Raw genomic sequence first — 12,512 nt, 5'->3', positions numbered from 1 at the left:
TTACAGAGTAGCTGCAACGGCTACACCTCGTCACAGCGTATTGTGCCCGGCACGTATCCCCGTGCCGGGCACAAACTAACCCCACACGGCACCGCCGCCGCCTAAGCCCAAACGGCACAGACAATAGCGTTCCCACACGCGCACCCAAAGAAGGGACACCATGAGCGCCACCCCCACCCGCCAGAAGAAAACCCTCTGGCTCTACGGCATTATCGCCCTGCTCCTCATCATCACCGTCGGCACGCTCATCAGCGCCCAAAACATCAAAACCACCGCCCAAAAAGACGCAGAAGCGGCACCCCCGGACCCCTCCACCATCACCGCCACAGTCACCCGCGAGAAACTGCGCACCACCGTGCCGCTGACCTGCACCGCCAACTATGCCACCTCAACCCCGCTACGCTACAGCGGCGAAGGACAGTACACCGCAATCACCATCAAACACGGTGACACCGTCGGCAACGGAACCCTCATCGCAGAAGTCAACGGTGAACCTCTCATCACCCTCACCGGCGGCTTCGCGCTCTACCGCGATCTCAAACTCGATGATAGCGGCCCCGACGCCGCACTCCTCAACGAGGCACTGACCGCCATGGGACGTCAGGGCCCGCAGCCCGCGCGCATTACCGAAGACACCTACGAGGCTCTCAACAACCTCCTCGACAGCCTCGGCTACGCGCACGTCAAGACTGACCAGCCCATTCCCGCCCGCTACTTCCTCATCATCAACCGTGCCGGACTCGTCACCGGCAACCCCCGCGCAACCGGCGCTATCGCGGACGGTCCCGTAGCCACCATCGCAGAAGGTAACAAGACTCTCAGCTGCACCGGAACCACCGGCAGGCTCACCCCCGAAGCTCGTAGCGGTCAGAAGGTAACCGTGCCCTCCCTCGGCGATACTGAGTACGTCGCAACCCTCGGCTACAAGAACACTTCTGAAGCTGCTGGCGCCGCAGGCAACAGCCAGGCCGGTCGCCAGGCTAATGGTGCAGAAGGCGCAGCTGGCTCCAACCTCAACGGCGTAGCCGGTGCGGCAGGAGGCACCGAAGGCGAACGCATCCTCACCCTCGACGTAGGGGATAAGGCGGACAGCCTCCGAGGTTCCGTCAACGCGGAACTCACCCTCGAAGAAACCCCCGAAACGCACCTGGTTGTGCCCTCATCGGCGCTCTACACCCGTGACGGACAGACCCGAGTCATCGTGCTCGGCCCCGAAAGCTCCAACGGATCGAAGGCCCGCGAAGAACGCGAGGTAACCGTTACCGTCATCAGCAACGCCAATGGCAAGAACGCCGTCACCGGTGACCTGCACGAAGGCGACAGCGTCAAAATCATGCGCGAGAAAAAGTAGGGAGTAGCCATGACTGACTCCCGCGCTGCTCACGCGCACCCACCAGCCTATAGCGTCGATATTCAGGGAGTGTCCCAGCACTTTATGCAGGGTGACACTCGAATTGACGTGCTCAAAAATATTGACCTGAAAGTCCGCTACGGAGAAGTCGTCGCAATCCTGGGACCGTCCGGCAGCGGCAAATCAACCCTGCTGAACATCCTCGGTCTGCTCAGCACGCCCGCCTCCGGCAGCTACCTGCTGGACGGTACAGACACCGCAACCTTCAACGCGGCACAGCGAGCTGAAGCGCGCCTGGACAGCATCGGTTTCGTCTTCCAGGCGTTCCACCTCATCGAGCATAAGAACGTGTACCGCAACGTTGAGCTACCGCTCATCTACCGTGGTGTCCCCAAGGCAGAACGAGCGCAACGGGTTGCGGATACTCTCGCCCTGCTGGGGCTGAGCCACCGAACGGATGCACCCATCACCACTCTCTCAGGCGGTGAAAAGCAGCGTGTGGCTATTGCTCGTGCGCTCATTGGGGAACCGGCGTTGCTGCTCTGTGATGAGCCGACCGGCTCGCTGGATGAAGAGCTCACCCGTGAAGTGATTGACCTGCTCCGCGAATGTACGGGCGATCAGCAAAGCACGATTGTGATTACCCACGACCCGCTCGTGGCGGAGCACTGCGACCGGGTGCTGCGCATGCACGAGGGGCAGCTCATCGAGCAGAAAGCGCCGCAGCAGGAAGAAACGACCGCTCGTGAGCTTCTGAACCAGCCTAGCTTTACTGAGGAACAAGCATCTAAGCCGCAGGGGAGCGGGCGTGCACCCTGGGCGCTCGCCTCCCTCAAAGAAGCGTGGGACGCTACCGTTCACCGGGTGAGGCGCAATATCTTCACCATGCTTGGTGTGGTTCTGGGTATCGCTTCGCTTGTGCTGACCGTTGGTCTGACCGCCACCATTTCTGGGCAGCTGGCGGACAGCTTCGACATTTTTAGAGCTAAGCACCTGACGATTAGCTCTACCCGAACCGAAGCTATGAGCCGGGCTGAACTTCTGAGCCTAGCGGCAAGCGAGAATTATCGGCGTGTTAGCCAGCTGAACGGAGTGACCGGTACCGCGCTGGTGGATCAGCTGGATGAATCCACCGATATTCAGCGCGGCCCCGACAACTTTGGCGAGCGCGGCGCTAACGTGACGGCGTCCGTCCTTGCTGCAACGCCCACTATCTTTAGCGTGCAGGGTCACGAGCTGGTGTGGGGCCGTACCTTCGATGAGGGGCACGTGGAGCGTAACGATAAGGTCGTGGTGCTCAGCGAAAGCGTGATGCGCCAGCTTGCGCTACCCTATAGCCCCGGAGTTACGGTCTATATTCACGATGAGCCGTACACTGTCATCGGTGTGGTGCGGGAGAATCCCTCGCTGACTCTGTCGTACGGTTCGGTCTACCTGCCTCTGGGTGCGAAGCCTGGTGCCGATGTTGAAAAATCGCAGCCCGCTGCCGGTGGCGGTGCCGTTGCGGCGCAGACCGGTAAGCGTTCCACTCAGATTGTGGTGAGTACTGTTGCCGGTGCCGCAAACCAGATTGCGGAGGAAGCACCGTACGCGCTCTCGCCGGAACGCCCCGCGCTGTATAGCGTGAGTGTTCCGCCGGAGCCGAAGACCCTTCGCGAAGCCGTCGACCAGCAGCAACGCACCATGCTTCTTGCCATGAGCGTTATTACCCTCGTGATTGGTGCAATGGGCATTATGAACACGTTCCTGGTTGCGGTGATGGAGCGTCGCCGTGAGGTGGGTTTGCGTCTGGCTATTGGTATGCGCCCTTCGGGTATTCTGCTGCAGTTCTCGGCGGAGGCGCTGCTGACCGGCATCCTGGGCGCTGTGGCTGGTATTGTGCTGGCGGTTAACGGCATCTCGATTGTGTCTTTGATGAACCGTTGGACGCCGATTATTAGTGCCGACACTATTCTGCTGGGCCTGGGCGCTGGTGCGCTGGTTGGTGTGTTGGCTGGTCTGTACCCGGCGGCGAAGGCTTCGCGTATTGATCCGGCACAGACCCTGGCGGCAGGCTAGTTGTTGAGGAAGGCGTGAAGGTGCGGTGTTCGTCCTCATTCAGCACCATAGCGTTTGGGGAGGCACGCCGCATGTTTCCTCCGCGCCTACGCAGGGGCACCCGTCACCCGGACGCTCCGCTTTCTCCTCGCTTCGCTGCGGAAGAGCGTCCGTGTGACACCCTGAGGGCGCATCCGGAAAACACGGCGCGCCACCTCGGGTAGCCTAGCGTGCGTGTGGAGGGGCGGTGTCGTCCGAACGTGACATCAGGGTGCCCGAAGCGAAGCGAGGGCGGGTGCCCCTGTAGGAACGAGGACGAACACCACCCCTCCACATGCCCGCACCTCACCGGAGGAAGGGTATAGCGTACCCACCCACACCGTCCTGCATAGTCATATGAGGCGGGGGAGGGCGCCTTCACAGGCTAAGCGAGTATCCTAGAAGCTTCGTATCCCCGAACCGAAACGAGAAAAAGCGTGGAAATCCTGCTGTACGCTGTGGGCATTATCCTCATGGCAATCGCTATTGCCGTCTCGATTGCCCTGCACGAGGTGGGGCATCTGGTGCCCGCGAAGCTGTTCAATGTGCGCGTTCCGCAGTACATGATTGGCTTCGGTAAGACCGTGTTCTCTTTCCGCCGCGGCGAGACTGAGTACGGTTTCAAGGCGATCCCGTTGGGCGGCTACATTTCGATGATTGGCATGTACCCGCCGAGCCCTGCTGAGGTGAAGGAGCACCATGAGGAGGGCCATTCGGGCAGTACCAGCCCGTTTGCGTCCTTGGCTGAGGAAGCGCGTGCGGCGGATGCTGAGCGTCTGAAGCCCGGCGATGAGGACCGCCTGTTCTATAAGTTGCCGGTGCTCAAGCGCATGGTGATTATGCTGGGTGGCCCGACGATGAACCTGCTGATTGGTGTGGTGTGTACTGCTGTGCTGATTTGTGGTTTTGGTACGGCGCAGGTGACGAATAAGGTGTCAGCGGTGTCTGAGTGCGTGCCGAGCGTGAATGTCACTCATGATTCGATTAGCTATGGCGAGTGTACGGATAAGTCCACTCCGTCGCCTGCGAAGGCTGCTGGTGTGCGGGTGGGTGACCGTGTGGTTGCTGTGAATGGTGCGTCGACGGGTTCGTGGGAGGCGGTGTCTTCGGCGATTCGTGCGGCGGGTTCTCACCCGAGCACTTTGACGGTGGAGCGTGATGGTCAGCGTCTGGATTTGTTGGTGACTCCGGTTGAGATGATCCGCCCGGTTTCTGATGGTAAGGGCCAGTATGCGCGTGCTGCGGATGGTTCGATTGCGACGACTCGCGGCGGTTTTGTGGGTGTGTCGCCGTCGAGTGAGTTGGTGCCTGGTTCTATTACTGAGGTGCCTGCGATGGTGGGCGATACGCTCTCTCGTGTGGGTTCGTCGATGTTGTCGTTGCCGCAGCGTGTGTGGGAGTTGACGGTGACTTTGGTGACTGGTGGTGAGCGTAGTGTTGAGTCGCCGGTGTCTGTGGTTGGTGTGAGTCGTATTGCCGGTGAGGTGACGGCTACTGACCGTATTGATGTGAAGGCGAAGGCTGCGATGTTGGTCTCGCTGGTGGCGAATATGAATTTGATGCTTTTTGCGTTTAATCTGATTCCGCTTCTGCCTCTGGATGGTGGCCACGTGTTGGGTGCGCTCTGGGAGGGGGTGCGTCGTTTCTTTGCACGTTTGACTGGGCGTAAGGATCCGGGTCCGTTTGATCCGGTGAAGTTGTTGCCGTTGACGTATGTGGTGGCAGGCGCGTTTATTGTGATGTCTGTCATTCTGATTGTGGCGGATATTGTTAAGCCCATCACCCTGTTTTAGTGTGTTGTTGCGCGCGGTAAGGGTACCCGTATTAGTGCTTTCTTTCGCGTCAGTGGCACAATAAAAAGTTGAACGAAGGATGCGTCGTACGTCCTTCATAACCCATGTATGGAGGAAAACCTTGTCGGTCAGCCTTGGTATGCCGAAGCCCGCTCCCGCGGTTCTGTCCCCGCGTCGTAAGACTCGCCAGTTTAAGGTGGGTTCTGTCGGTGTTGGTTCTGAATCTCCGATTTCGGTGCAGTCGATGACGACCACTAAGACCCACGACATTGGTGCGACTCTGCAGCAGATTGCTGAGTTGACCGCTGCCGGTTGCGATATTGTGCGTGTGGCGTGCCCGACTGATAAGGATGCGGAGGCTCTGCCCATTATTGCGAAGCAGTCCCGTATTCCGGTGATTGCTGATATTCACTTCCAGCCGAAGTACGTGTATGCGGCTATTCAGGCTGGTTGCGGTGCTGTGCGTGTGAACCCGGGTAATATCCGTAAGTTCGATGACCAGGTGAAGGAAATCGCTCAGATGGCTTCGGACCACGGCGTTTCTCTGCGTATTGGTGTGAATGCTGGTTCGCTGGATAAGCGTCTGTTGGAGAAGTACGGTAAGGCTACTCCGGAGGCTCTGGTTGAGTCTGCTGTGTGGGAGGCGTCGCTCTTTGAGGAGCACGGTTTCCGCGATTTCAAGATTTCTGTGAAGCATAATGACCCTGTGGTGATGGTGGAGGCGTACCGTCAGCTTGCTGAGCGTGGTGACTGGCCCCTGCACTTGGGTGTTACTGAGGCTGGTCCGGCGTTCCAGGGCACTATTAAGAGCTCGGTGGCGTTTGGTACTCTGCTGTCTCAGGGTATTGGCGATACTATTCGCGTGTCGCTGTCTGCTCCTCCGGTTGAGGAGGTGAAGGTGGGCACCAAGATCCTGGAGTCGCTGAACCTTCGCCCCCGCAAGCTGGATATCGTTTCGTGCCCGTCGTGTGGTCGTGCGCAGGTGAACGTGTGGGAGCTTGCTGAGAACGTGACTAAGGGCCTGGAGCACATGAAGGTTCCGCTGCGTGTTGCCGTGATGGGTTGCGTGGTGAACGGTCCGGGTGAGGCTCGTGAGGCTGACCTGGGTGTGGCGTCCGGTAACGGTAAGGGCCAGATTTTTGTGAAGGGTGAGGTCATTAAGACTGTGCCTGAGGATCAGATCGTTGAGACTCTGATTGAAGAGGCGACCCGTATTGCTGCTGAGATGGAGGCTTCGGGCGAGTATGTTCCCGAGGGGTCCCCGGCTGTTTCGGTGAGCTAGTTAGCTTTTGTGCGCGGAGGCGCCCTGGTGAGGGCGCCTCCGCGCTTTTCCGGTTATGTCCGGTTATGGTGGTGGCAGGCTTGGTGCTTGCCGCTGCTGGTTGTGGCCGCAGGATCCGGTTGCTTTTTCGGGGTGCGTGTCCCCGTGTTTTCACTTATTTTTGTCGCTCTTTCTCTATCACTCAACAGGTCATGTTCACTCTTTTTTCTCGCCGCCGTAAGGCTAATCGTGCCCGGCGTGCTGCTGTTTCGTCTGCTGCTGTTTCGTCGATGGATTCTTTCCCTATGCCTGATCGCGTGAAGGAACACGTTTTTGCTCTGGATGCTCGGTGGTGCGATGAGCTGGAGGAGGTCCTGTTCAGTGACCCGGTCCCGAATCTGTACTCCATTGAGCATTATTTGGCGTGCCCTCTTCCGATGAGGTCCCCGCGTATTCCGCTGCACTACTATCAGGGTTTTGTGGGTTGTGAACGTGACGGGCAGCTGTGCTGTGTGCTGTTGTTGGGTTCGAATGTGGTGCCGGTGCGGCTGTGCGGTGTCGCTGTTGAACATGCTGAGCAAGGTGCGGACTCTCATGGGGCTGAAGCGGCGGATGCCCCCGCCCCGGACACTCCCACCCTGGATGCTACGGCGCTCGCGCATCGTGACGCGCTGGCTCAGCTACTTCTGCAGGTGGGTTCTCGCCTGGATTCCATGTTCGGTGAGAGCGCCTTCGTGATGCCCCTGTGGACGCGCATGCAGGAGCTGTGCGAGCAGACTCGCGGCGGTAAGAGCCCGCTGTTGCAGATACTGCAGCCGAGCCTGGGTGACGGTTGTGATCACCGTGCGCGGGTTCTGTCGGAGCGTTCCAATCAGCCGCTGCTGTATCTGCCGCCGGAGAAGGATCTCGCTCGCTTCTACGCCGCGGAGCTTCCTGAGCTGCCGGCGCACCTGCCCGCGCCTCTCAAACCCGTGCCCATCAAACCCGAGCCCCTCAAGCCGGGGCAGAGCCCCGCCGGTGCTGTCCAACTCAGCGGTGAGCCTGCCGGGTATGCGCGCCTTGCCACCTCTGCGGACCTGGGGGAGCTTCTGCCCGCCGCGGCCGCCATGTTCACCGAGGAGGTCGGCTTCGACCCGGTTGCTCGCTACGGTGACGGCTATGCGGCGCGCCTGCGCACGCTCATTGCCGGTCAGCGCAGCGCCATTGTCACCGATGTGAACGGGCGGGTTATCTTCAAGGCGGATGCGGGCATCGTGAACCTGGACGCCGCGCAGGTGCAGGGCGTGTGGCTGCATCCGGACTACCGCGGCTACGGTCTGGCTAAGCCGTTCTTTGCCGCCGCCGCGCAGATTCTGCAGCGCTACTACCCGCATTTGAGCCTGTACGTGAACGACTACAACGCCCGTGCTCTTGCCATGTACCGGGGGACTGGTTGGGAGCAGATTGGGCAGTTCTCGACCATCATTTTTGAGCGCTAAACACGCCGAACCCTAAAACGCTATAAAATTAAAGACGACTGTGCCTATTTACGGCTTACCCGGTGAGCCGTGGGCACCCCACCTAAACCTATCGACCTTTCAAGGAGAATCGTGGTACTTCGCCTTTCCAACCTCTTCGTGCGCACTCTGCGCGAGGACCCCGTAGACGCTGAGGTCGCCAGCCACAAGCTGCTGGTTCGCGCCGGTTACATCCGCCGCGCAGCCCCCGGCGTGTACACCTGGCTGCCCCTGGGCCTGAAGGTACTGCGCAAGGTCGAGAACATCATCCGTGAAGAGATGGACGCCATTGGCGCGCAGGAAGTTCACTTCCCCGCGCTGCTGCCCCGCGAACCCTACGAGGCAACCAACCGCTGGGACGAGTACGGCGATAACCTCTTCCGCCTCAAGGACCGCAAGGGTGCAGACATGCTGCTGGCACCCACCCACGAGGAAATGTTCACCCTATTGGTCAAGGACCTGTACTCCTCCTACAAGGATTTGCCGGTTTACCTGTACCAGATTCAGACCAAGTACCGCGATGAGGCACGCCCCCGCGCGGGCCTGCTGCGCGGCCGCGAGTTCGTCATGAAGGACTCCTACTCCTTCAACATTGACGATGAGGGCCTGAACGAGGCGTACATGGCGCACCGTGCCGCCTACCAGCGCATTTTCGAGCGCCTGGGCCTGGAGATTGTCATTGTGACCGCACAGTCCGGCGCGATGGGCGGCTCCCGCAGTGAAGAGTTCCTGCACCCGACCCCCATCGGTGAGGACACCTTCGTGCGTTCCGCGGGCGGCTACGCGGCAAACGTTGAGGCCGTCACCACCGTGGTTCCCGAGGAAATCGAAATCACCGAGGACACCCCGGCGGCAATCCTTGTGGGCACCCCCGACTCCGCCACCATTGAGACCCTGGTGGAGCGCATGAACGAGCTGCACTCCGAGGTTACCGGCGGCACCCTGGATGCTTCGCAGACCCTCAAGTGCTTCCTGGGCACCGTCATCACCCCCTCCGGCGAGCGTAAGGTCTTCGCCGTGGGCGTTCCCGGCGACCGTGCCGTGGACCTGGGCCGCGTTGAGGTCAACATCGGTGCCCTGCTGGGCATCGGCGGCGAGGTTGAGGTTGAGGCAGCCAGCGAAGAGGACCTGAAGGCATACCCGCAGCTGGTCAAGGGCTACATTGGCCCCGGCCTGAGCCTGGATGCGCCCCTGTTCGGTGCGCACACCGAGGACGAGGATGCGGTGGCTTCCGCAACCGGTATTCCCTTCTTCGTTGACCCCCGCGTGGTGCGCGGTACCCGCTGGGTGGCCGGCGCAAACGAAGAGGGCAAGCACGTGGCGAACCTGGTCTTCGGCCGCGACTTCACCGCCGACGGCGTCATTGAGGCGTGCGAGGTGCGCGAAGGCGACCCGGCACCGGACGGCTCCGGCGAACTGGTCGCAGCCCGCGGCATCGAGATGGGGCACATCTTCGCCCTGGGCCGCAAGTACGCTGAGGCACTGGGTCTGAAGGTTCTGGACCAGAACGGCAAGCTGCAGACCGTGACCATGGGCTCCTACGGTGTGGGCGTGACCCGCGCACTGGCTGCTATCGCCGAGGGCAACCACGACGAGAAGGGCCTGATCTGGCCGCGTAACCTGGCACCGGCAGACGTGCACATCGTCATCACCGGCAAGGATGCAGCATCCCACGAGTACGCTGAAGAGCTCAGCGCATCCCTGGAATCCGCCGGCCTGCAGGTCATGCTGGATGACCGCCCGAAGACCAGCCCCGGCGTGAAGTTCGGCGACGCCGAGCTGCTGGGTGTGCCCACCATCCTGGTGATTGGTCGCGGCTTCAAGGACGGCGTGCTGGAACTGAAGGACCGCCGCAGCGGTGAGGCTCGCGAGGTGTCCGTCGAGAACGCGGTGGCTGAGGTCATCGCTGAGGTGCGCGGCGCCTAAGGCACGCCACTAGCCCGCAAAAACGTAAAACCGTCGCCACCTGCCCCGCCTCCCAAGAGGTGGGGCAGGGTAGCGGCGGAAGAATGAAAGAAGAGAACTATGGCATATAAGCCGAAGCGTTCTGGCTCTAAGAAGAGCGCCCCGAATGCACGCGCTCGCCGTGCCGCATCCCGCGTGGCGAATGGTGTGAACACTCCCCGCACTCGAGTTGAGAGTGAGCCCGTGGTGGAGGCACCGGTGCGCGTGGGTACCCGCGCGATCCGTGAGGAAGAGGTTGCCGAGGCGATTGCCCCGGTTATCTCCGAGTTCTCGCTGGTGCTGGAGGGTCTGAAGATTTCGGGCCCGGCGGCGAACCGCACCGTGAAGATTACGGTGGACTACACCGCTGAGCGTACCGATTCGCTGTCGCTGGATTCCCTCGCGGAGATTTCCGGTGCGATTTCGGGCGCCCTGGACCGTGCGGATGAGAACGACGAGTTCTTCCCCTACGAGCTGGAGGTGTCCTCGCCGGGTGCTACCCGTGCCCTGACCGAGCGCCGCCACTGGGAACGTGCCCGTACCCGCCTGATCGCGGTCACCGCACCCGACGGCACCGAGTACCTGGCGCGTCTGCACGAGGTGCAGGATGAAGGTCCGGTGCTGGCTCGTAAGAAGAACACGAAGAAGGGTCAGAAGGAGTCCTACCACGAGCCGAGCTTGCTTCCGTGGGAAAATATTGCTTCTGCTCACGTCGAGATTGACTTCAATTCGCCCGCTGAGCCGGTAGAATAGAGTTATTAAAGCTTCAGGCACGGGGTGCTCCGTGCCAGGTATATACCGTTCGGGAGCCGGGGCGCACTAAGCGTCCCGGCGCCGTGCTAACTGGGAAAGGCTGAAAAGCGTGGAGGATATTAAAACTATTGACCTGGGCGCACTGCGCGCATTGGCGAAGCAGCGCTCTCTCGTCATGGAGGAGCTCTTCACCCTGGTTGAGAACGCCCTGCTGCTCGCGTACATGAAGCAGCCCGGCGCCATTAAGGGTTCTCGTGCCGTCATCGACCACACCACCGGCGAGTTCGTCATTCTGGCTCCTGAGCTTGATGAGGACAACCAGAAGATTGACGAGTTCGACGATACCCCGAACAACTTTGGCCGTATCGCTGCCGCAACCGTCCGTCAGGTGCTCTCGCAGCGTCTGCGTGACGCTGAGGACGCATCCGTTCTGGGTGAGTTCAAGGACCGTGAGGGCACCCTGGTGTCCGGCGTGATTCAGCAGGGCAACAACCCGCGTATGGTTCAGGTTGACCTGGGCACCGTTGAAGCTGTTCTGCCCAGCAACGAGCAGGTTCCGGGCGAGAAGTACCCGCACGGCTCCCGCCTGCGCGCCTACCTGGTTGAGGCTCGCCGCGGCCCCAAGGGTCCCTCGATTGTGGTTTCTCGTTCGCACCCGAACCTGGTTCTGCGCCTGTTCGAGCACGAGGTTCCCGAAATCTCTGAGGGCCTGGTTTCCATTAACTCCATCGCCCGTGAAGCTGGCCACCGCTCCAAGATTGCTGTGTCCGCGAAGAACCCGACCATTAATGCGAAGGGTGCGTGCATCGGCGATATGGGTGCCCGCGTGCGTGCGGTTGCTGCCGAGCTGAACGACGAGAAGATTGACATTGTCGACTACTCGACCGATCCGGCAACCTTCATCGCTGCGGCGCTGTCCCCGGCGAAGGTCACCGAGGTCATTATCGCGAACCCGCGTGAGTACTCCGCTCGTGCCGTGGTTCCGGATGACCAGCTGTCCCTGGCTATCGGCCGTGAGGGTCAGAATGCACGTCTGGCAGCGAAGCTGACCGGCTGGCGTATCGATATTCTCTCCGAGTCCAAGTACGCTCAGGTTCGTGCCGAGGAAGAGGTTGCAGCTCGCGTGGCTCGTAGCCTGGCTGAAGAATCAGAAGAAGAGTCCGCACAGGACGCTGAATAAGCATTAGCCCCGGTGAGGGGCGTATCCCGCGGCATATCCTTTTGATGCAGGCGCAAGAGATCGGGCAGGAACGTGCCCGGTGTTCTTGCGCCTGCGTCACAGTTTTGCCCATGATTCTTAAAAACGGGATACACTATTAAGATGTGCCGGTGTGTAACCGGGCGCTTTAACGCGCCCTCGCACACACCGGATAGAGCATCACGAATGTACTGCGAACGCGGTTCTGCACACACGCTAGAGAGGGGAGAGGACCATGAGCAATCACGACCTCACCGCAACCTCCGAAGCGTTTGAAGGACCGGTCCGCACCTGCATCGGATGCCGTGCCCGCGATGAACAGCGCAACCTGCTGCGCATCGCCCGCACACTCGTCACGTCTGCTACCGAGCAGACGGACACCCCGCCCTATCAGCCCGATACGGCGGGAACTATGCCCGGACGAGGCGCTTGGATCCATCCGAGCGAAAAGTGCGTAGCCGCTCTGCAGAAAAAGAACGGTCTGGCGCGAGCCTTCAAAAAAGCGGTCCCTGCAGCCCAGCTGCAGGCGTGCTGCGAGCAGATTCGAGCCGTGATTGCGGACTCGACCCCCTCGTAGACGCTTTTCGGGTATATGCCCTCTGTAAGTCAACGAGTTTGACGACTTCTTATCTGAAAGCGA

The 12,512-nt window shown here is 60.7% G+C and carries 9 protein-coding genes; all 9 read left to right on the top strand.

What is annotated here, in order from left to right; translation table 11 throughout:
• Nucleotides 1-160 precede the first annotated feature (160 nt).
• The 9 genes from RM6536_RS01540 to RM6536_RS01500 all read left to right on the top strand — a co-directional run bounded on the left by RM6536_RS01540 (nucleotide 161) and on the right by RM6536_RS01500 (nucleotide 12,449).
• Nucleotides 161-1,351: a hypothetical protein gene (locus RM6536_RS01540; RefSeq protein WP_049341686.1), complete on the top strand. Its 1,191-nt coding sequence runs from the start codon at nucleotides 161-163 to the stop codon at nucleotides 1,349-1,351.
• Nucleotides 1,352-1,360: 9 nt separating this feature from the next.
• Nucleotides 1,361-3,409: an ATP-binding cassette domain-containing protein gene (locus RM6536_RS01535; RefSeq protein WP_049348866.1), complete on the top strand. Its 2,049-nt coding sequence runs from the start codon at nucleotides 1,361-1,363 to the stop codon at nucleotides 3,407-3,409.
• 455 nt (nucleotides 3,410-3,864) lie between these two features.
• A complete protein-coding gene (locus tag RM6536_RS01530; RefSeq protein WP_049356017.1) occupies nucleotides 3,865-5,220 on the top strand; it encodes a M50 family metallopeptidase in 1,356 nt (451 codons plus the stop codon).
• A 139-nt stretch (nucleotides 5,221-5,359) separates the two neighbouring features.
• Complete coding sequence (gene ispG, locus RM6536_RS01525) at nucleotides 5,360-6,502, top strand: flavodoxin-dependent (E)-4-hydroxy-3-methylbut-2-enyl-diphosphate synthase (RefSeq protein WP_044142245.1); 1,143 nt, start codon at nucleotides 5,360-5,362, stop codon at nucleotides 6,500-6,502.
• Nucleotides 6,503-6,693: 191 nt separating this feature from the next.
• On the top strand, nucleotides 6,694-7,959 hold the full coding sequence (locus tag RM6536_RS01520) for a GNAT family N-acetyltransferase (RefSeq protein ID WP_081094637.1): 1,266 nt from the start codon (nucleotides 6,694-6,696) through the stop codon (nucleotides 7,957-7,959).
• 111 nt (nucleotides 7,960-8,070) lie between these two features.
• Entirely contained in the window at nucleotides 8,071-9,903 is a 1,833-nt protein-coding gene (locus tag RM6536_RS01515) for a proline--tRNA ligase (RefSeq protein ID WP_060823754.1), read from the top strand.
• Nucleotides 9,904-10,002: 99 nt separating this feature from the next.
• Nucleotides 10,003-10,674, top strand: a complete 672-nt coding sequence (gene rimP / locus RM6536_RS01510) for a ribosome maturation factor RimP (RefSeq protein WP_060823753.1) — start codon at nucleotides 10,003-10,005, stop codon at nucleotides 10,672-10,674.
• A 109-nt stretch (nucleotides 10,675-10,783) separates the two neighbouring features.
• A complete protein-coding gene (nusA, locus tag RM6536_RS01505) occupies nucleotides 10,784-11,854 on the top strand; it encodes a transcription termination factor NusA (protein WP_060823752.1) in 1,071 nt (356 codons plus the stop codon).
• 253 nt (nucleotides 11,855-12,107) lie between these two features.
• Nucleotides 12,108-12,449, top strand: coding sequence for a YlxR family protein (locus tag RM6536_RS01500; protein ID WP_060823751.1), 342 nt, complete (start codon nucleotides 12,108-12,110; stop codon nucleotides 12,447-12,449).
• The last annotated feature ends 63 nt before the right edge of the window (nucleotides 12,450-12,512 follow it).

The sequence above is a fragment of the Rothia mucilaginosa genome, from assembly GCF_001548235.1.
GTDB lineage: Bacteria > Actinomycetota > Actinomycetes > Actinomycetales > Micrococcaceae > Rothia > Rothia mucilaginosa_B.
Note: the sequence above shows the minus strand (reverse complement) of the source record. Positions and strands in the feature narration are given on the sequence as shown.